At 68.7% G+C, this 19,258-nt stretch carries 16 protein-coding genes and 2 tRNA genes; 5 read left to right on the top strand and 13 right to left on the bottom strand.

Going from position 1 to position 19,258, the window contains the following annotated elements; translation table 11 throughout:
- Positions 1-18 precede the first annotated feature (18 nt).
- The 9 genes from ACFOSH_RS00370 to ACFOSH_RS00410 form a co-directional block, all read right to left on the bottom strand.
- On the bottom strand, positions 19-921 hold the full coding sequence (locus ACFOSH_RS00370; RefSeq protein ID WP_378236531.1) for a TauD/TfdA dioxygenase family protein: 903 nt from the start codon (positions 919-921) through the stop codon (positions 19-21).
- Positions 918-2,240 (bottom strand): LLM class flavin-dependent oxidoreductase, encoded by a 1,323-nt coding sequence (locus ACFOSH_RS00375; protein WP_378236532.1) that lies wholly within the window; start codon positions 2,238-2,240, stop codon positions 918-920. Before ACFOSH_RS00375 ends, ACFOSH_RS00370 begins: the two co-directional genes overlap by 4 nt.
- A complete protein-coding gene (locus tag ACFOSH_RS00380; RefSeq protein WP_378236533.1) occupies positions 2,237-3,073 on the bottom strand; it encodes an ABC transporter permease in 837 nt (278 codons plus the stop codon). The genes ACFOSH_RS00375 and ACFOSH_RS00380 overlap by 4 nt, the downstream gene beginning before the upstream one ends.
- Positions 3,070-3,831, bottom strand: a complete 762-nt coding sequence (locus ACFOSH_RS00385) for an ABC transporter ATP-binding protein (protein ID WP_378236534.1) — start codon at positions 3,829-3,831, stop codon at positions 3,070-3,072. Before ACFOSH_RS00385 ends, ACFOSH_RS00380 begins: the two co-directional genes overlap by 4 nt.
- Positions 3,828-4,847: an ABC transporter substrate-binding protein gene (locus ACFOSH_RS00390; RefSeq protein WP_378236535.1), complete on the bottom strand. Its 1,020-nt coding sequence runs from the start codon at positions 4,845-4,847 to the stop codon at positions 3,828-3,830. Before ACFOSH_RS00390 ends, ACFOSH_RS00385 begins: the two co-directional genes overlap by 4 nt.
- A gap of 96 nt (positions 4,848-4,943) precedes the next feature.
- Positions 4,944-6,110 (bottom strand): ROK family transcriptional regulator, encoded by a 1,167-nt coding sequence (locus ACFOSH_RS00395; RefSeq protein WP_378236536.1) that lies wholly within the window; start codon positions 6,108-6,110, stop codon positions 4,944-4,946.
- A gap of 124 nt (positions 6,111-6,234) precedes the next feature.
- Entirely contained in the window at positions 6,235-6,741 is a 507-nt protein-coding gene (locus ACFOSH_RS00400; RefSeq protein WP_378236537.1) for a hypothetical protein, read from the bottom strand.
- 124 nt (positions 6,742-6,865) lie between these two features.
- Positions 6,866-7,306 carry a GNAT family N-acetyltransferase gene (locus ACFOSH_RS00405; protein ID WP_378236538.1) on the bottom strand — a complete coding sequence of 147 codons (441 nt, stop codon included), beginning with the start codon at positions 7,304-7,306 and terminating at the stop codon, positions 6,866-6,868.
- Between the two features lie 218 nt (positions 7,307-7,524).
- A tRNA-Pro gene (locus ACFOSH_RS00410) sits at positions 7,525-7,598 on the bottom strand.
- Positions 7,599-7,682: 84 nt separating this feature from the next.
- On the opposite strand from ACFOSH_RS00410, the gene ACFOSH_RS00415 reads away from it, so the two are divergent.
- Positions 7,683-7,756, top strand: a tRNA-Gly gene (locus ACFOSH_RS00415).
- A gap of 117 nt (positions 7,757-7,873) precedes the next feature.
- Here the strand turns inward: ACFOSH_RS00415 and ACFOSH_RS00420 are convergent.
- Positions 7,874-12,511: a HAMP domain-containing protein gene (locus ACFOSH_RS00420; protein ID WP_449224173.1), complete on the bottom strand. Its 4,638-nt coding sequence runs from the start codon at positions 12,509-12,511 to the stop codon at positions 7,874-7,876.
- Positions 12,512-12,695: 184 nt separating this feature from the next.
- Between ACFOSH_RS00420 and ACFOSH_RS00425 the strand changes: the two genes are divergently transcribed.
- A complete protein-coding gene (locus ACFOSH_RS00425) occupies positions 12,696-14,273 on the top strand; it encodes a SpoIIE family protein phosphatase (protein WP_378236540.1) in 1,578 nt (525 codons plus the stop codon).
- Here ACFOSH_RS00425 and ACFOSH_RS00430 read toward each other — a convergent pair.
- A complete protein-coding gene (locus ACFOSH_RS00430) occupies positions 14,256-15,263 on the bottom strand; it encodes a DNA topoisomerase IB (protein ID WP_378236541.1) in 1,008 nt (335 codons plus the stop codon). The two genes, ACFOSH_RS00425 and ACFOSH_RS00430, sit on opposite strands and share 18 nt — an antisense overlap.
- A gap of 100 nt (positions 15,264-15,363) precedes the next feature.
- Here ACFOSH_RS00430 and ACFOSH_RS00435 point away from each other — a divergent pair, with 100 nt between their 5' ends.
- Together ACFOSH_RS00435 and ACFOSH_RS00440 are read left to right on the top strand one after the other, a co-directional pair.
- A complete protein-coding gene (locus ACFOSH_RS00435; RefSeq protein WP_378236542.1) occupies positions 15,364-15,906 on the top strand; it encodes a type 1 glutamine amidotransferase domain-containing protein in 543 nt (180 codons plus the stop codon).
- A gap of 68 nt (positions 15,907-15,974) precedes the next feature.
- Positions 15,975-16,148 (top strand): hypothetical protein, encoded by a 174-nt coding sequence (locus tag ACFOSH_RS00440; protein WP_378236543.1) that lies wholly within the window; start codon positions 15,975-15,977, stop codon positions 16,146-16,148.
- Here the strand turns inward: ACFOSH_RS00440 and ACFOSH_RS00445 are convergent.
- Together ACFOSH_RS00445 and ACFOSH_RS00450 are read right to left on the bottom strand one after the other, a co-directional pair.
- The gene (locus ACFOSH_RS00445) at positions 16,141-16,527 is read right to left on the bottom strand and encodes a hypothetical protein (protein WP_378236615.1); all 387 of its coding nucleotides are present in this window, start codon (positions 16,525-16,527) and stop codon (positions 16,141-16,143) included. The two genes, ACFOSH_RS00440 and ACFOSH_RS00445, sit on opposite strands and share 8 nt — an antisense overlap.
- 51 nt (positions 16,528-16,578) lie before the next feature.
- Entirely contained in the window at positions 16,579-17,895 is a 1,317-nt protein-coding gene (locus ACFOSH_RS00450) for a serine/threonine-protein kinase (protein WP_378236544.1), read from the bottom strand.
- Between the two features lie 144 nt (positions 17,896-18,039).
- Between ACFOSH_RS00450 and ACFOSH_RS00455 the strand changes: the two genes are divergently transcribed.
- A complete protein-coding gene (locus ACFOSH_RS00455; RefSeq protein ID WP_378236545.1) occupies positions 18,040-19,137 on the top strand; it encodes a sialidase family protein in 1,098 nt (365 codons plus the stop codon).
- Positions 19,138-19,258 lie beyond the last annotated feature (121 nt).

Here is a 19,258-nt window from a genome sequence, read left to right on the forward strand (position 1 = left end):
CTTACCGCATTCCGGGCGTCAGGCGACGGGGGAGTAGTGCGAAGCGTCGCCTTCGAGGGATTCGCTCGGCACCCCGTCGATGCCCACCGGGACGTCACCCGCCACGGTCACCCGGTTCAGGCGGCGGGGCAGGTCGTCGTAGTTGTCGACGGCGTAGTGCTGGGTGATGCGGTTGTCGAACAGCACCAGCTGATTCGGCTCCCAACTCACCCGGACGACGTTCTCCGGCCGGGTCACGAACGACTGCAGCAGCCGCAGGATGTCCCGCGACTCGCCCTTGGACAGCCCGACGATCCGCTGCGCGAACCCGCCGATGTACAGCCCGCGTTCGCCGGTCACCGGATGCACCCGCACCACCGGGTGCACCGTGCGGAACTTCTGCGAGACGAACACCTTGCGGCGTTCCTGCTCCGCCTCGTCGAGGGTCTCCGGCGCCTTCGCGTAGTCGTAGTCGTTGGTGTGCTCGGCGCGCAGCGTGTCCGCGAACGCCCGGAGCGGCTCCGGCAGGTCACGGTAGGCGGCGGCCGAGTTGGCGATCAGCGTCTCGCCACCGAAAGATGGCACGACCAGGCTGCGCAGCGTGCTGGCCTTGGGCGGGTTGTGCACGAAGGTGACGTCGGTGTGCCACTGGTTCGCGCGGCCCTGCTCGCTGTCGACAGGCAGGATCGCGGGCTGGCCGTCGACCGAGGGGACGGTCGGATGCGCCTTGGTCAGCTCGCCGAAGTGCTCGGCGAAGCGCTGCTGACCCGCGTCGTCGAGGTCGACGTCGCGGAAGACGAGCGCTTTGTGCTCGTGCAGGGCGTCGGTCACGAACGCGACGGTCGCCGCGTCGAGGTCCTTGGCCGGGTCGACGCCGATGACCTGCGCGCCGATCCTGCCGGTGATCTTGCGGACTTCGACCTGGGTGGTGAGGGCGGTCATGCGGCGTGCTCCTTTACTGCGGTGCGATGGACAGGGCGGGCGAGGCCGTAGTGGCCGCGCAAGGTCGTGGCGGTGTACTCGGTGCGGAACAGGCCGCGCCGCTGGAGTTCGGGGACCACGAGGTCGACGAAGTCCTCGAGACCGCCGGGCAGCGTGGGCGGCATGACGTTGAAGCCGTCCGCGGCGCCTTCGGTGAACCAGTGCTCCAGCTGATCGGCCACTTGCGTGGCGGTACCGGCGAAGACGCGGTGCCCGCGGCCGCCCGCGAGCCGTTCGATGAGCTGGCGGATGGTGAGGTTCTCGCGCCGCGCCAGGCCGGTGACCAGCTCGAACCGGCTCTGCGCGCCTTCGGTGAACGTGCCGACGTCGGGCAGCGGGCCGTCCAGCGGGTACGGTGTGAGGTCGTGGTCGAGCATGTTCGACAGCTGCCGCACGCCGTACGAGGGCGTGATCAGGGCGTTGAGTTCGGCCTCGCGTTCCTTCGCTTCGGCCTCCGTGCGGCCCAGGATCGGGCTGATCCCCGGCAGGATCTTGATCTCCTCCGGCGAACGTCCGTGCTTCGCGAGCCTTCCCTTGACGTCGTCGTAGAAAGCCTTGCCCTCGGCGAAAGTCTGCTGCGCGGTGAACACCGCCTCGGCGAACCGGGCCGCGTACTCCTTGCCCGTCTCCGAAGAACCGGCCTGCACCAGCAAGGGATGCCCCTGCACCGGACGCGGGATGTTCAGCGGGCCGCGCACCTGGAAATGCGGGCCGTTGTGGTCGATCGGGTGGATGCGTTCGGTGTCGGCGTAGACCCCGCTCGCCTTGTCGATCACGGCCGCGTCGTCTTCCCAGCTGTCCCAGAGTTTCCTGGCCACCTCGACGAACTCGGTCGCGCGCTCGTAGCGCAGAGCGTGCGCCGGCCGGGCGTCACGGTTGAAGTTGCGGGCCTCGTCCTCGCCCGCCGACGTCACGATGTTCCAGCCCGCGCGCCCGCCGCTGAGGTGATCGAGCGACGCGAACTTCCGCGCCAGGTGGTACGGCTCGTTGTAGGTCGTCGACGCGGTGGCGATCAGGCCGATGCGCTCGGTGGCCCCGGCCAGCGCCGAAAGCAGCGTCAGCGGCTCGAACAGGGTGTGCGAGTTGTAGCGGACGTTGCCCCACAGGGCGACCCCGTCGGCGAGGAACAGTGAATCCAGCTTGCCGCGCTCCGCCGTGCGGGCGATGTCGACATAGTGCTTCAGTGTCGCGGCGCGTCGCGGATCCGTGCTCGGATGCCGCCAGGCCGCCTCGTGATGGCCGTTCGGCATCACGAACGCGTTGAGGTGTAAGTGTTTCACGCCTTCTCCTTGACACGCCAGGTGGAGAACCGCCGCTCCAATGCGACGAAGCCCGCGTTGATGGCCAGCCCGAGCACCGACACCGTGATGATCGCGGCGTACATCTGCTGGATCTGGAAGTTGACCTGGGAGTTGTTGATCAGATAGCCGAGCCCGGCCTTGGCGCCGACCATCTCGGCGGCGATCAGGATGAGGATCGAGTACGCCGCCGCCATCCGGATGCCGGTGAAGATGGTCGGTACCGCCGACGGCAGGATCACCTTGCGGAACAGGCTCGGACTCGACAGCCCGAGCGAACGCGCGGCCTTGACCAGCAAGGGATCCACGGTGTTCACCCCGGCGATCGTGTTGAGCAGCACCGGCCAGACGCAGGCGTAGACGATCAGCGCGATCTTGGACACCTCGCCGATGCCGAGCAGGAGCGTGAAAACCGGCAGCAGGGCCAGCGCGGCGGTGTTGCGGGCCAGTTCCAGCAGCGGGTTCAGGAACTCCGCGAGCGGGCGGTACCAGGCGATCAGCAGCCCGAGCGGGACCGAGACGCCGACCGCGATCACGAATCCGGCGGCGGAGCGGCCGAGACTCGCCAGCAGATGGTCGGCCAGCTGGCCGTTGAGGATCAGTTCCCAGAGCGCGACGAGGTCTTCCGACAGCGGCGGAAGGAAGGTCCTCGTGCCTTCGTCGAGCAGGAACTGCGGAGCGAGCTCCCAGAGGGCGAGGAAGAGCAGGATCGCCGCCGAGCTACGGAAAGCCTTGCCCAGCCTGCCTTTCTTGGGTGCCTTCTCGACCGGCTTCGGTTCTGTATGGACAGTCGGCGCTTCGAGTGTCGCGGTCATGCCGCCCTCCGGATCTCGTCGTGCAGGAGTTCCCACAGCCGGTGCCGGTGCGCCACGAACGCGGGCGCCGAACGCAGGTCGTCGTTCGCGCGGTCGCCGAGGTCGATGTCGACGACGTCCTTGAGCCTGCCCGGCCGTGAAGTGAGCACTGCGACCTTCTGTCCCAGGTAGACGGCTTCTTCGATGCTGTGGGTGATGAAGACGATCGTCTTGCCGGTGCGTTTCCAGATCCGCCGCAGTTCCTCCTGCAGCAGTTCGCGGGTCTGGGAGTCCAGCGCGGCGTACGGCTCGTCCATCAGCAGCACGTCGGGGTCGTAGGCGAGACTCCGCGCGATCGCGACACGTTGCTTCATGCCACCGGAAAGCTCGTGGGGAAGATGGTCTTCGAAGCCGGAAAGCCCGACCAGGTCGAGGAATTCCCGCGCCCGCTCGGCGCGCTGCCGCTTGTTCAGCGTGCCGCCTTCGAGACCGAATTCGACGTTGGCGCGTGCTGTGCGCCAGGGGAACAACGCGTACTGCTGGAACACGACCCCGCGGTCCAGACCCGGTCCGGTGACGGGTTTCCCGTCGATCAGGACCTCGCCGGACGTGGGCTTCGCGAGGCCGCCGAGGAGGTCGAGCAGCGTGGACTTGCCGGAACCGCTGGGCCCGACGAGGGAGAGGAACGTGCCTTCCTCGATGTCGAGGGAGACGTCGTCCAGCGCGGTCAGGGCGCCGAAGGTCTTGGTGACCGAGCGGAGGCTGATCTTGGCGGTCACGCGCCACCGCCTTCACGGAAGGGGTTGAACTCGTTGGTGTAGAGCTTCTTCAGATCGACCCGGTCGTTCTTGATGAACCCGGACTGCTTGAGCCAGTCCGTCCAGAGCGTGTAGTCGTTGTCGGAGATCAGCCCGCCCTTGGTGACGCCGACGCTCTTCCAGTATTTGAGCGTTTCGGTGTTCTCGTTGCGGCCGCGGTGCTGGATGATCTTGGTGAACCGGGCGATGACCTCGTCACGCGGCGTGGTGCGCGCCCATTCGATCGCCTTGGCGACCCCGGTGACGAAGGTCTTCGTGGTCTCCGGGTACTTCTTGATGAAGTCGGTCCGCAGCACGTACGGCCCACCGTTGTAGGGGCCGAACGCCTCGACGTCCTTCACGATCGGCCGCACCCCGCCGACGGAGAGGGCGCGATCCTGCAGGACCCCGTTGAGCGCGGCGACGTCGATCTGGCCGTTGCGCAGGGCCTGTTCGGTGTTGATCGGCGGCAGGACGACCAGTTGCACCTGGTCGATCTCGGCGTCGGAGAGGCCGTTGCGTTTGAGCCACGTGTCGAGGGCGGCCTCCAGGTTCGCGCCGACGGTGTTGACGCCGACCTTCTTGCCGATGAGGTCCCGGGGGTTGCGGATCGGGCTGTCTTCCTTGACGTAGAAGCCCAAAAAGGTCTTCGCGTCGGAGCCGTAGTAGTTGACGACGGCCTTGATCGGGGCGCCGGCGTCGACGAGTTTGGCGACCGCGCCGGTGAAGGCGCCGCCGAAGTCGGTCTGATCGGTCGCGGCGGACTGGATGTCCTGCGGTCCGCTGATCGTGTTGCCGACCCACTTCAGCTTGACCGGACCGAAGTACCCGAGATCTTCGGCCAGTTCGGGGAAGGTGACGTTGTTCGCCGAGCCTTGGTAACGGAGTTCGAGTTTCTCCGGTTGCCCGGCGGCGCCCGCCGGGGTCGCGGAGGCGCCGCAGCCCGACAGCGCCAGTCCGGCGAGGAGCGCGGCGATCAAGGGCACTGGTTTCTTCACGGTGGGCTCTTTCGTTCGGTTTCGCGTCGTCGAAGAAGATTCTTCGCAGGCCCGGCGGAGAGCGTCAATTTTGCGATTAAATGAAGTAATCCGGCTTTACGATGCGTTGGCGAGCTTCGTCAAAAGAGGATCTTCGTAGAGGGCGTTCAGCATGACGGCACCACCGGCCGTCGCCAGTTCTGTGCCCGGAAAACTAGACGCCACAACATTTTTGTCCGCGCCCTGGCAGATCCAAGACCGCTGGGAGACCTCGTCCCGGATCGTGGAAAGGCAGCCTTCGACGTCACGTACACTCTGGTCGAGCACGATGAGGATTTCCGGATTGAGGACGTCGAAGAGCAAGGCTGCGGCCTGTCCGATTATCCGCGCGCGTTCGTGAAAAAGGGCGACGGCGCCGTTGTTTCCCGACGCTGCCAAATGGAGCACGTCGGCGAAATTCGGCTCTTCGATGATTTGTGCTTCGACGGCTTTCCGGGCGACCGTGCGCTCGGACACCGTAGCCTCAAGACAGCCGGAACGCCCGCAGCGGCAGGGTTCTTCGCTGTCGTCGACCCGCAGATGCGCGACGGCGCCCGCGGCCGAACGCGGACCATGATGGACGGTGTCGCCGGTGGCGAAGGCGGCGTCGACCACGTTGCCGGTGAACAACTGCACGACGCTGCTGCGCGCTCTCGATTGCCCCCAAAGGCGTTCGGCGTGGATGAGTGCCCGCGAATGCCCGTCGACCCGGACGTCGAGCCCGGTGACCTCGGTGAGCAGATCGCGCAACGGGACGCCGTCCCAGCCGAGCAACCCGTGCTCCACCACCGTCCCCGAGGCCTCGTCGACCCACCCGCCGGTCGCCACCCCCAACCCGAGCGGCGCCCGCTCCGGCGCGTGTCCGATGAGGAGGTCGTCGAGCAGTTCCGCGATCTGTGCCACCTGCACGGCGGGTTCGGCGCCGTGGTGTGGTGCCTCCAGTTGCGCCAGCACTTTCCCACGCAGATCCAGCAGCCCGACGGTGAGATGGTCGACCGCGATATGCGCCCCGCACACCACGAACCGCTCCGTGTCGAGGTCCAGCGGCACACGCGGCCTGCCGACCGCGCCGGCGACCTCGGGCAGCTCGGTGAGGAAGCCACGGCGCATCAGCTCCGCCACATGTCCCGTGACGGCCGCCGCGGACAGTCCGGTGCGGCGCGCGATGGTGCTGCGCGCTATCGCCCCTTCGTCCAGCACCACGCGGAGCACCGCGCTGGCACTGGCGCTCCGCCTGCCGGTCACGGTGCCGATGTTCGCAAGCCGGTGCCGGGAGGCCTAGGGCTCTCAGCATCCGGGAGCTGTGCGCGAAGCCCTCCCAGGAATGGAACTCGGTCCTGGGAGGGCTTCGGTCAGCGCCGGTGCGGGATCAGGTGATGATGGTGCCGTTGGAGCCGAACAGGCCGCTGATCGGCGGGTAGCCGTCGTTCCAGGTGACCGTCGTGAAGATCACGCTGTCGTACCGGCCCGCGGTGCCGTCGAAAGGCACGCGGTGACCGCACGTCGTGGACGGGCTGGGAGCGGGCGGACAGGGCAGCACCGAGCCGACGACGCGGTTGTTCTTGCGGATGGCGATCTGGATGTTGATGTCCCTGACCTCGGTGGACAACTGGCCGTCGTCGGTCCACCGGCAGGCCACGGCCCACGTGACGTTCAGCGCGCCACCGGACACCGTGACGTCGTTGCCGAAGCCGACCTCGCACCGCACCGGCGCGCCCGGCGAGTTCACGACCATCTGGCCGACGACATGGAACGCGGCACGCGGCGAGCCGAGTTCCCCGGCGCTGGAGGCGGTGGCGAAGAGGGTGAAGCCCGCCATGAAGGCGGCGAGGGCGACGACAAGCCGTCTCAGCGTCCGAGAGTGGAAGAGTTTCATTCGGGGTCTCCTTCGTGAAGCGGAGACTCAATGGTGTTTCCGTGGCGTCGCCCGCGTCTTCGTGACTGAAGGAGAAACCTCACCGGCGCCGGAGCGGCGGGTTGTGGTGATGTGACAAGGCGCGTCAGGCCGTCAGCGTGCGGTAGAACTTGGCGCTGCGCTCACAGCGGTCTTCGTACCCGCGCGCCCGGTAGAAGGCGTGCGCACCGGTCCGGCGGCGGGAACTGCTGACCTCCATGGCGCCGCAACCCCACCGCAGCGCCTCCGCTTCGGCGACGGCGACCAGTTCGCGTCCGACCCCGGTACCGCGCTGGCTCTCGTCCACCACCAAGGCCACGATCCGGCCCACGGAGCCCTCCCGCTCGAGAAGAGGGATCGCGGCCACCGCGATGACACCGACCACGCCGTCGCCCGACACCGCGACGAACGCGGCGCCTTCGGGGTGACGCTCCCAGCGTTCGAGCCGGCGGCGCACGTCCTCCACCTGGTTGTCCGGGTAGCCCAGCTGGGCGAGCAACGGGGTCACGGCGGGGGCGTCGGTGGCGAGCGCCTGGCGGATCTCCATGGGCTCATTAAAGCGAAGGATCACCGAGGGTCGGTCGGTCTGGGGAGGCGGGCGCCTAGTGCTCGTGAGCTGTGACTCGGAGTGAGCGGTGTGTGGAAATAGAGACCTTGAGTGTCCCTATTTCCACACACCCTGCTCGAAGCGGAGGGTCACGCTGGCCCCCGAACCGGCCCGGACAGGCCGAGATACCAATGAACTCGCAGGTCAGAGACCTTGAGTCGGGATGACAGGATTTGAACCTGCGACCCTCCGCTCCCAAAGCGGATGCGCTACCAAGCTGCGCCACATCCCGTGACAACCCCGATCTTCCGGGGGGTGTGCGCACAGCCTAGCGGGTCACGCTAAGCTGTTTTCGCACCCGGTACTTCGGGGGCACGCGGGTGTAGCTCAATGGTAGAGCCCTAGTCTTCCAAACTAGCTACGCGGGTTCGATTCCCGTCACCCGCTCCACCGCTCCGAACGAGACCCGCAAGCCTTTGGCCTGCGGGTTCTTTCGTGTCCAGGTGGTCGTGAGTGGCAAGTGTCGCTAGAACGACACTTGCCACTCACGACCACCTGGACCGAAGCTCAGTCCGCGTTGCTTTCCGAAGTGTCCGAGGGCGTCACGGCCTGTGAGAGGCCGCTGGAAGCGGCATCGGCCTCAAGGTGCACCGCGATCAGGTCCAGCAGCTTGTCCGTGTCCACCGGCTTCGTCACGTAGTCGTCCGCGCCCGAAGCGAGGGTCCGCGCCTTGTCCTCCGCGGTCGCCTTCGCGGTGACGGCGATCACGGGCAGGTCCTCGTGCGCGGCCTCGGCGCGGATCGCGGTGATCGTGGCGTTGCCGTCCAGTTCGGGCATCATCACGTCCATCAGCACCAGCGCGGTGTCCTCGTGCCGTTCCAGCGCCCGGATGCCCGCGACGCCGGTCTCGGCGTAGATGACCTCCAGACCGTTGCGCTCCAGCACGGCGGCCAGCGCGAAGACGTTGCGCAGGTCGTCGTCGACGATCAGGATCTTCTCGCCGTGGAACCGCAGCGACGGGGTCACCGGGATCACCTGCGGGACGGCCATGATCAGCGGGACACCGCTCGCCTGCGTGGTCGGGACGATCAGGTTCGACGCGCTCACCGGAAGGTACAGGGTGAACGTGCTGCCCTTGCCGGGATCGCTGCGGACGCGCAGTTCGCCGCCGAGCAGTTCCGTCAGCTGCTGGCTGATCGACAGGCCCAGCCCGGTGCCGCCGTACTTGCGGCTGGTGGTGCCGTCGGCCTGGCGGAACGCGTCGAAGATGATCGCGAGTTTGTCCGGCGCGATGCCGATTCCGGTGTCCTCGACGGCGAACGCGAGGACGCCGGGGGCCTGGCGGAGCGAGTCGGCTTCGACCTCGCCCGGGTCGGCCATCCGGATGTGCAGGCGCACCCCGCCCTCGTCGGTGAACTTCGCCGCGTTGGACAGCAGGTTCCGCAGCACCTGCTGCACGCGGTGCTCGTCGGTGTGGATCGACGACGGCACCGGCGGGTCGATCAGGACGGCGAACTCCAGCCCCTTGTCCGAAGTGAGCGGACGGCAGATCGATTCGACGTACTCGACCAGTTCGGGCAGCGTGACGTCGGACATCTGCAGATCCAGGTGGCCCGCCTCGACCTTGGCCATGTCGAGGATGTCGTTGATCAGCTGTTGCAGGTCGCTGCCCGCCGAGTAGATCGTCCGCGCGAACTGGATCTGCTTGCCCGAAAGGTTCCCGTCCGGGTTCTCCGACAGCAGTTTCGCGAGGATCAGTGCGCTGTTGAGCGGGGTCCGCAGCTCGTGCGACATGTTCGCCATGAACTCGGATTTGTACTGCGACGCCATGGTCAGCTGCCCGGCGCGCTCTTCGAGTTCCTGCCGCGCCTGCTCGATTTCGCTGTTCTTGACCTCGATGTCGCGGTTCTGCTGCGCCAGCAGGGCCGCCTTCTCCGCCAGATCCGTGTTGGACCGGCGCAGTTCCCGTTGCTGCGCCTGCAACTGCTCGGACCGCGCGCGCAGTTCCTGTGCCAGGCGCTGGGATTCGGTCAGCAGCGCCTCGGTGCGCGAGTTCGACTGGATGGTGCTGACGTTGACCGCGATGGTCTCCTTCAGCTGCTCCAGCAGGTCGATGTGGACGGTGCTGAAGGCGTTGATCGTCGCCAGTTCCAGCACCCCGAGCACCTCGCCCTGGAACAGCACCGGCAGCACGATCACGTTGACCGGGGCGGCCGAACCCAGCCCCGAGGAGATGAGCGCGTACTCCGGCGGAGCTTCGTGGACCAGTATCGTGCGCCGGTCGACCGCGGCCTGCCCGATGAGCGACTCGCCGGGGGAGAACCGAAGGCCCGCTTGGGATTTCGCCAGCCCGTAGGTGGCGATGCTCTCCAGGACCGTTTCCTCTTGCTCGTCCTCGCGGGCGAGGAAGAACGCGCCCTGCTGCGCGGACACCAGCGGGGTCAGCTCGGACAGGATCAGCGACGCCACCGACGCGAGATCGCGGTGACCCTGCATGAGCGCGGACAGCCGGGCGAGGTTGGTCTTGAGCCAGTCCTGCTCGCGGTTCGCGCGGGTGGTCTCCTTCAGGTTCGCGATCATCTGGTTGATGTTGTCCTTGAGCTCGGCCACCTCCCCGGACGCGTCGACGGTGATGTGCCGGGTCAGATCGCCCGCGGTCACCGCGGTGGCCACCTGCGCGATCGCCCGCACCTGGGTGGTCAGGTTCCCGGCCAGCTGGTTCACGCTCTCGGTCAGTCGCGACCACGTGCCGGCGACACCGGGCACCTCCGCCTGGCCGCCGAGCGTGCCGTCCGTGCCGACCTCGCGGGCGACACGGGTGACTTCGGAGGCGAACGCCGAAAGCTGGTCGACCATCGTGTTTATCGTCGTCTTGAGTTCGAGGATCTCGCCACGCGCGTCGATGTCGATCTTCTTCGACAGATCGCCCTGCGCCACCGCGGTGGTCACCGTCGCGATGCTGCGGACCTGGCCGGTCAGGTTGTCGGCCATGACGTTCACGTTGTCCGTCAACGCCTTCCACGTGCCCGCCACGTTCGGCACGCGTGCCTGGCCGCCGAGGATGCCCTCGGTGCCGACCTCGCGCGCGACCCGGGTGACCTCGTCGGCGAACGCGCGCAGCGTCTCGACCATGCTGTTGATCGTCTCGGCGAGGACGGCGACCTCGCCCTGGGCGACGATCGCGATCTTCTTCGACAGGTCGCCGTTCGCCACCGCCGTCGTCACCGTGGCGATGCTCCGCACCTGGTCGGTGAGGTTGGTGGCCATGACGTTGACGTTGTCGGTGAGGTCCTTCCAGGTCCCGGCGACGCCGCGCACCTGCGCCTGGCCGCCGAGCTTGCCTTCGGTACCGACCTCCCGGGACACCCGGGTGACTTCGTCGGCGAACGCCGAGAGCTGGTCGACCATGATGTTGACGGTGTTCTTGAGCTCCAGGATCTCGCCGCGCGCGTCGACGATGATCTTCTGCGTCAGGTCGCCCTTCGCCACGGCGGTGGTGACCTGGGCGATGTTGCGGACCTGGTCGGTCAGGTTCTTCGCCATGAAGTTGACGTTGTCGGTCAGGTCCTTCCACGTCCCGGCCACGCCGGGCACGGCCGCCTGGCCGCCGAGACGCCCGTCGCTGCCGACCTCGCGGGCGACCCGGGTGACCTCGTCCGCGAACGCCGACAGCTGATCCACCATGGTGTTCAGCGTGTTCTTCAGCTCGAGGATCTCGCCCTTGGCGTCGACGGCGATCTTCTGCGACAGGTCGCCCTTCGCCACCGCTGTCGCCACCTGGGCGATGTTGCGGACCTGCGCGGTGAGGTTGTTCGCCATGAAGTTGACCGACCCGGTGAGGTCTCGCCAGGTCCCGGCGACACCCGGCACCTGCGCCTGCCCGCCGAGTTGACCTTCCGTGCCGACCTCGCGCGCCACCCGCGTGACCTCGTCGGCGAACGAGGACAGCTGGTCGACCATCGTGTTGACGGTCGTCTTCAGTTCGAGGATCTCGCCGCGCGCGTCGACCGTGATCTTCTGCGTCAGGTCGCCCTTGGCCACCGCCGTGGTGACCTGGGCGATGTTGCGGACCTGGTCGGTCAGGTTGTCCGCCATCTGGTTCACCGAGTCGGTGAGCCCGCGCCAGGTGCCCGCCACGCCCGGCACGGTCGCCTGCCCGCCGAGACGGCCTTCGCTGCCGACCTCGCGCGCCACCCGCGTGACCTCGTCGGCGAACGCCGAGAGCTGGTCGACCATGGTGTTCAGGGTGTTCTTGAGTTCGAGGATCTCGCCCTTGGCGTCGACGTTGATCTTCTGCGAGAGGTCGCCCTTCGCCACCGCCGTCGCCACCTGGGCGATGTTGCGGACCTGGTCGGTCAGGTTGTCCGCCATCAGGTTCACCGAGTCGGTGAGGTCGCGCCACGTGCCCGCCGCGCCGGGGACCTGCGCCTGCCCGCCGAGACGGCCTTCGCTGCCGACCTCCCGCGAGACCCGGGTGACTTCGTCGGCGAACGCCGAGAGCTGGTCGACCATGATGTTGACGGTGTTCTTGAGCTCCAGGATCTCGCCGCGCGCGTCGACGTTGATCTTCTGGGTCAGGTCGCCCCGCGCGACGGCGGTGGTGACCTGGGCGATGTTCCGCACCTGGTCGGTCAGGTTGCTGGCCATCACGTTGACGTTGTCGGTGAGATCACGCCAGGTACCCGCCACGCCCGGGACCTCGGCCTGACCACCGAGCCGTCCTTCGGTGGCGATCTCGCGGGCGACTCTGGTGACCTCGGTCGCGAACCGCGAAAGCTGCTTGATCAGGCCGTTGACCGTCTTCGCGACTTCGGCGAACTGACCCTGCAGCGGCCGTCCGCCGACCTCCAGGGGCATGGGCGCGGACAGGTCACCCTCGGCGACCGCGCCGAGGACCCGGTTGAGCTCGGCCGTGGGCCTGCTCACGTCCTCGATCAGCCCGTTGACGACGTCGACCGCGGTGGCCCAGCCGCCGGGGCCGATCTCGGCCGCGACGCGCTCGGTCAGCCTGCCTTCCTTGCCGACCGCCTCGCGGACGCGCAGGAGTTCGGTCACCAGCCGCTGGTTGCGTTCGGCGATGTCGTTGAAGGCGCCCGCGAGCTGGGCCGCGAGCCCGTCGCCGTGCGCCACGAACCGTCGCCGGAAGTTGCCGTCCCCGAGGTCACGAGCCGCCGAGAGCAGGCGTTCCAGGGTCGCTTCGTCCACCTGGCCGCCACCACCTTCCACGGGGGTCCGATGCCTTTGGGAGTGCTGTGTCATCTGTGTCGACCCTCTCCACCACGCATGCCAAGCCATGGTCGTCGCATCAGCGTGCCATGATTCGACCTACACTTCGAGCCAGTCCGCCCGCTCACGCTGCGCTACCCGCCAGGCAGGAGGAGGTCCGGGAATGGTGTCACGGCCGGCCCCGGCCTCGACGTCGCTCCCCTCGGAGCCGTCGGCAGGTACCAGCGAGGGCGCGCTGCCCGAATCCGGGAGATTCTGGCGCGAGCTGCTCGAAGACGTGCGTGACGCGGTGCTCGTGCAGGACGTCGACGGCGCTCTGCGCTGGTCGAATCCCGCCGCCCGTGAGCTGTTCGGCGGCGGTCGCCCGGTGCTGACCGCCGAAGGTCCCGACGTCGGCCACGTCGAGCACACCGGCCGCCGGTTCCCCGCGCGGATCCGGACGCTGCCCGGCGGCTGGCACGCGTGGACGGTGACCTCCGAGGTCGCGGCGGACGGTCCGCGCGTGGACGGCTTCCTCGCCTCCTCCGGACCCCGGCTCGCTTCGGCCCGGGGACGGCACGGGACGGCGAAGGTGATCGCCGAACTCGCCGCGGCCGAACTCGGCGACTGCGTGTTCGTCCTCCTGCCGACCACTCGCGGCCGGTGGGAGTGGTGGAGCTGCGACCACCGCACCAACCTCGGGCACGGCCGGATCCGCCGCGTCCCGGCCCAGCTGGCGCCGGTGCTCGCCGGCACCTTCGCCTCCACCGAGGAACCCGAAGCCAAGGCTGTCCCCGAGGAAGAGGTCGCGACGCTGCCCGCCGTCGTCGCCGAGCGGCTCGCCGTCCATCCGTCGGTCACCGTGGTCTCGCTGGGCTCCGACACCGGCACCGGCGTCACCGGGGCGGTCGTCCTCGGCAGGCGCGGCGCGCCCGCGTTCGGCGAAGACCACCCGCGCGCGGTGACCGCGTTCGCCCGCGCGGCCGGGACAGCGCTGGCGAACGCGCATCGCTACGCCCGCCAGGAAGAGGCCACGCGCGGACTGGAGACCACGCTGCGCCCGACGCCGCCGCCGGCGGTGCCCGGCGTCAAGTTCGACGTCTGGTACGAGCCGTCGAGCGGGCTGCTCGACGTCGGCGGAGACTTCTACGACGTCCTGCCGCGGGATGACGGCGGCGCGATGTTCGTCCTCGGCGACGTCTGCGGAAAGGGCGCCGAGGCGGCCGCGCTCACCGGCCGGGTCCGGCAGACCCTCGCCGCGCTCGATCTCGTCGAGCACGACAACACGACCTTGCTGAGACTGCTCAACTCCCTGCTGATCACCGGCGGCAGCGGCCGGTTCGCCACGCTGGTGCTCGGTTCGGTGCTGGCGGGCGAAGACGGCCTCGGCGTCACCCTGGCCTCCGGCGGGCATCCCGCGCCGCTGGTGGTGCGCCGCCGCGGCGGGATCGACGAGATCACCCTGCCCGGCACGCTGGTCGGGATCTCGCCGCAGGCCCGGTTCGCCGAGACGGCCATCCGGCTCGCCGAGGGCGACGTCTGCCTGCTCTACACCGACGGGATCACCGAAGCGCGCCACCACGAGCGGCCGTCGGACCTGTTCGGGGACGAACGGCTGCGCGAACTGCTGACCGGGTGCCGGGGGCTGTCCGGCCGCGAGGTCGTCGGGAGGGTCCGTTCCGCGGTGCGGGAGTGGCTCGGCAGCGGGACGCACGACGACATCGCCGTCCTCGCCATCGAGGCCTCACGCCCCGTTCAGTAGCCGCACCACCGCCCGCTCCACGATGTCGCGGGCCTCGTTCGGATCGGCCGCCTTCTCCGCTCTCCGCGTCGCACGCGCGATGGTCCGGTCCTGGTGGTACGCCGTGATCACGCGAGGGTCCACATAGGACCGGCGGGCGACGGCGGGAGTATTGCCCAAGCCTTCGGCGACCTCCGCCATCACGGCCTTCTCTGTCCGCTTCATGCCTCGCTCGCTGGACGGTTTGTCCAGCCCCGCGAACGCGGAAGCGGCGAGCACCGTGGCGTTCCAGGTGCGAAGATCCTTCGCGGTGAAGCCCTCGCCCACGAGTTCCCGGAGTCGTCCGTTGATGTCGCCCGCCCTGACCTCGTGCCAGTCGCCGCCGTCGCGGTACGCGAGCAGACGGGCGTTCCCGCCGCGCGAACGCCGCAGCGATCGGACCAGCCGCACCAGGGCTTCGTCCGGCAGCCGGACCTTGCGCTGGATCCCGTGTTTCGCGGGGTAGTCGCACACCAGGCACTCGTCGCGGAGTGCGACGTGCTCGCACAGCAGAGTCGCCACACCGTGGGTGCCGTGCTCGTCGGCGTAACTCTCTCCACCGGTGCGGAAGACGCCCAGGTCGATCATGCGCAAGGCGCCGGCGAGCACACGCTCCCGCTTCAGGCCGCGCGCGCCGAGATCCTCTTGCACCGCTTCGCGTAGTTTGGGCAGCTTCCGCGCCAGCGCTAGGACTCGCTCGTGTTTCTCCTCATCCCGAGCCCGTCGCCATTCCCCGTGGTAGAGGTACTGTTTCCGCCCGGCGTCGTCCACCCCGACAGCCTGGATGTGGGCGTTCTCGAGTGGGGAGATCCACACGCGCCGCCACGCGGGCGGGATCGCCAGCGCGTCGATTCGCTCGATCGTGTCCCGGTCCTTGAGCGGCCCGCCGTCCGGGGTCAGATAGCCGAAGCCACGACCTCTGCGCCGCCTCCGGATGCCGGGGGCCCCGAGGTCCGCTCGCCGAAGTCGCATGCGCGGCGAATACCCGCGGTGATCGCGGTTCATACCCATGGTTCGGCGGGCTCGGCCCGGGGTAGTCCGGGGGCGAGGAAGACTTCAGGAGGGAAATCCCATGACGACATCGCTGAACGGACGCCGCGTGGCCATCCTTGCCGCGGACGGAGTGGAACAGGTCGAACTGGTCGAACCGCGCGAAGCGGTCACCGATGCCGGGGCGACGGCCGAGTTGGTTTCGCTGGAATCCGGCGAGATCCAGGCCATGAACGGCGACATCGACAAGGCGGACAAGTTCACCGTGGACCGCGTCGTCAAGGACGTGACGGTCGACGACTTCGACGCGCTCGTGCTCCCCGGCGGCACGATGAATCCGGACAATCTGCGCGTGGACGAGAACGCCGTCCGTTTCGTCCGCGACTTCGTGAACAGCGGCAAACCGGTCGGGGTCATCTGTCACGGACCGTGGACGCTGGTCGAGGCCGACGTCGTCCGCGGCCGCACGCTCACGTCGTATCCCAGTGTGCGCACCGATATCCGCAATGCCGGCGGCACCGTCGTCGACCAGGAGGTCGTCAACGACAACGGCTTGATCTCCAGCCGGAATCCCGGCGACCTGCCCGCGTTCTGCGCCGAGATCGTGACCGAATTCGCCCGCTGACCCCGGATAAACGAGTGGCGCACGTCACAAATATGGGGGATCATGGTGGCAGAGGAGGAGGTGCCGCGATGACCGTGCATTCGAGACGCTACGGCCGGTGGTGCCGTGAGCATTTCGACACCGAGCCGGAGCCGGATCGGAAACGGCCCGCCGAGGCCGCGCCCCCGGACGCCACCGAGGCCCAGTCCGAGCAGGCCCAGGCCGGTGGCGCTCCGGAGGCGAAGCCGGGTTCGCTCAGCTGAGTGGCCGGCGGTACCAGACCCGCTTCGGGCCCGGCAGGCCGATCCGCGAGACGAGGTCGGTCACCACGCCGCCGATGATCAGCCACAGCAGGGCGGCGAGGCCGTCGTTGAACAGGGTGCGCAGTTTGGGGCCCTCCGGGGTGAACAGGTTGCGCAGGCCGAGTGAGACACCGCGCGACCACTGGTCGATCAGCCGCGCGAACCCGTTGGCGGGGTTGGCTTCCCCGAACACGAGCAGGATGTGCACGAGCAGCACCAGCGCGAAGATCCAGCACACCGCGTGGACGACGGCGTTGACGACGCGCACGACGCGGATCCGGGCAGGCGTCCGCTCGACGATCTCTTCCTGCGGTTCACGCGGGTCGTTGAGATAGGTCATCGCCGTCTCTCCCATCATCGTCCACAGTGGACAGCCTGGTCGAGCGGGTGCTCAGCCAGGGGGCTCGGGTCTTGTCTTCGTCTTGCTCCTGGTCTTCGTCTTGCTCGGCTTGACCGAGATGCTCGGGTCGCCGCCCGCCGCGGTCGTGTCGCTCGGTGCCGAGGTGACGCCGACGCCTTCGGTCGCTTGGGGCGGATTCGCGGAGACCGGCACGACTTCGGTCACCACGACGGTGCCGTGGGTTTCTTTCGCGCCACGGGTGGACGTTTCGGCGGCGTCCGGGGGCTGTGCTCCCTGGCTGGCCACCGGGCCGGAAGTTCCCGTCGCCGCCGGAGGAAGCATCCCGCCCGGCTGGACCGGCGGGTTCGTCGCGGTCTGGCTGCCCGTCAGCAGCACGGCGACGGTGATCGCGGCGGCGGGCGCGCTGATGGCGGCGACCACGGCCGCCCGCTTGCGGGTGCTCGGCCCGAGACGCACGACCTTCGTCCCGGTGGAGTCCTCCAGCAGGATCCGGGAGATCGCCGCCGCCGTCGGGCGCTGCGAGGGCTTCTGCGCGGTCATCCCGCGCAGCAACGTCGTCATGGTCACCGAAAGCCTGGAGGGGATCCGGGGTGGCCGGTGCAGCCGCCCGACCGCGGCCTCGACCGGCGTCCCGGTGTACTCCCGTTCCCCGGACAGGCATTCGAGCAGGACCAGGCCGAGCGCGTAGATGTCGGCGGGCGGGCCGACGTTCTCGCCGCGGACCTGCTCGGGCGCCATGTACGCGGCCGTGCCGACGACACCGCCGGTCTCGGTCACCCTGGTCGCGTCGAAGGCGTGTGCCACCCCGAAATCGCCGATCATCGGGCCGTCGTCGGCCAGCAGGATGTTCGCCGGTTTCAGGTCGCGGTGGGTGATGCCGTGCGCGTGGACGTGGGCGAGCGCGTCGGCCAGCCGGGCGGCCAGATCGACGACGGCGTCCGGGGAGAGCGGGCCGGACCGCAGGCGCTGGGCCAGGTTCGGGCCCTCGATCAGGCGCATCGTGAGGTAGGTGTAGCCGTCGTCGGAGCCCGCGTCGTACATCGGGACGAGCCCGGGGTGGCGGACCGAGCTGAGGGTCTGGATCTCCTGCTCCCGGCGGCGCTCGTCGCGGGTCATCGTGTCCGCGTGGAACAGTTTCAGTGCGACCTCACGCCGTTCGCGCAGGTCATGGGCTCGGAAGACCCTCGCGGTGGCGCCGCGGCCGAGCAGATCCCCGATCTCGTACCGGCCGGCGAGTTTGCGGGGCGGATGGTCCGGGTCGTGGACGTTCAGGCTGAAGCGGCGTTGCGTGGTCCCCGCATCGGGCTCCTCGTCGTCACCGCCAGCGCGCGAACCCGCGTCGTCCATCGGTGCTACCTCCGTCTCACCGGCCGAACGCCGGGTACCCGGTCCCGCCCCGGGCGAAACAAGGTTTGAGAGCGTACCGGAGATGATCTGAGGGTTCACCCCGAACGGTGGGCAACCCCCGCGAGGGCCGCACGTCTCGTGGTCATGAAGCCGAACCGGTGGGCCGCGCTCGCCGCCACCGCAGTGACCGCCCTGGCTGTCCGCACTCCCTCCGCCGCCGCCGATTCGCTGGTACCCAAGGGTTTCGCGCCCGCTTCGACGAGCTGGACCGGACCGCTGCGCGGGTTCGTCCTCGGGTTCTCACCGTGCGGGAAACCGGGATGGTGCGCGTCCCTGCTGTCGAGCACCGACGGCGGGAAGCGGTGGCGGCTCGTCGGTGCCCCGCCGATCTCGTTGCCGGACAACCACAATCAGGTCAAACTCACGGTGATCGACGAGCACGAGGTCTTCCTCTCCGACGGCAACCGGTTGCTCGCCAGCCACGACGGTGGCGGCACCTGGTCCGGCGTCCGGCTCGCCGGGATCCGGGAGCCGTTCTATATTTCGAAAATCACCGAAGCGGGCGCGCGGGTGTTCGCGATGGTCACCGGTTTCGGCAGCCCGTCGACGACGACGCTGTATGCCGGGCCATCCGGTACACGGGTCCTCACGCCCGTCCCGGGGTTCACCGTCACCGGCTCCGCGACCTACGGCGACGTCGCCACCAGCGGCGGCGTGCAGGTGTCGATGGGGTCGGACTACCGCGTCCAGAAGTACTGGACGTCGTCCGACGGGCTGACCTTCACCGCCGCGCCGCCGCCCTGTCCGGCGGACAGTTCGGCTCTGCTGAGCGGAATCCGGCAGGGTCGCGTGCTGGCGCTGTGCAGCGGGGGACCGGGGACACCGCATCCGGGCGCGACCGTCCGGCGGCTGTGGCGGGCGCCGAAGCTCGGCGGGCGGTTCACCGGAACGGCGCAAGCGCCCACCCTCGGGATCAACCAAAGTTTCAGTGCCGCTTCGCCCGCGGCGGCGACCGTCGCGGCGGAAGGCGGTGGCACCGGATTCCTGCACAGCACCGTCGACGGCGGGGTGACCTGGAAGACGACGGAGCTCAGCGGCCGCGGGGTCTGCCTCAACGATCTGGACTTCCCGGACGAACGGGCCGGCGTGGTGGTCGACGGACTGCCCGACGCCGCAGGGGGATCGGCCGTCTACCGCACAGTCGACGGCGGCCGCACGTGGCGCGAACTTGTCTTCAAGTGATCATCGCAGGTAGGCAAGGCCCTTGGGGAGGTTCACTTCCTCCCACGCCGTGTCGTAACCTGTGCACTGTCCGTCGATGTCGAGGGAGCCGTGGACCGTGTTCACCACGATCCACATACGG

It is taken from the genome of Amycolatopsis speibonae (assembly GCF_042647925.1).
Lineage (GTDB): Bacteria > Actinomycetota > Actinomycetes > Mycobacteriales > Pseudonocardiaceae > Amycolatopsis > Amycolatopsis speibonae.

Bases quoted from the DNA above. Each gene is read 5' to 3' on its own strand.
- ACFOSH_RS00440 (WP_378236543.1), top strand. From the start codon at position 15,975: ATGACCGTGCATTCGAGACGCTACGGCCGGTGGTGCCGTGAGCATTTC.
- ACFOSH_RS00370 (WP_378236531.1), bottom strand. From the start codon at position 921: ATGACCGCCCTCACCACCCAGGTCGAAGTCCGCAAGATCACCGGCAGG.
- ACFOSH_RS00435 (WP_378236542.1), top strand. From the start codon at position 15,364: ATGACGACATCGCTGAACGGACGCCGCGTGGCCATCCTTGCCGCGGAC.
- ACFOSH_RS00455 (WP_378236545.1), top strand. From the start codon at position 18,040: ATGAAGCCGAACCGGTGGGCCGCGCTCGCCGCCACCGCAGTGACCGCC.
- ACFOSH_RS00380 (WP_378236533.1), bottom strand. From the start codon at position 3,073: ATGACCGCGACACTCGAAGCGCCGACTGTCCATACAGAACCGAAGCCG.
- ACFOSH_RS00405 (WP_378236538.1), bottom strand. From the start codon at position 7,306: ATGGAGATCCGCCAGGCGCTCGCCACCGACGCCCCCGCCGTGACCCCG.
- ACFOSH_RS00445 (WP_378236615.1), bottom strand. From the start codon at position 16,527: ATGACCTATCTCAACGACCCGCGTGAACCGCAGGAAGAGATCGTCGAG.
- ACFOSH_RS00400 (WP_378236537.1), bottom strand. From the start codon at position 6,741: ATGAAACTCTTCCACTCTCGGACGCTGAGACGGCTTGTCGTCGCCCTC.
- ACFOSH_RS00430 (WP_378236541.1), bottom strand. From the start codon at position 15,263: ATGCGACTTCGGCGAGCGGACCTCGGGGCCCCCGGCATCCGGAGGCGG.
- ACFOSH_RS00425 (WP_378236540.1), top strand. From the start codon at position 12,696: ATGGTGTCACGGCCGGCCCCGGCCTCGACGTCGCTCCCCTCGGAGCCG.
- ACFOSH_RS00450 (WP_378236544.1), bottom strand. From the start codon at position 17,895: ATGGACGACGCGGGTTCGCGCGCTGGCGGTGACGACGAGGAGCCCGAT.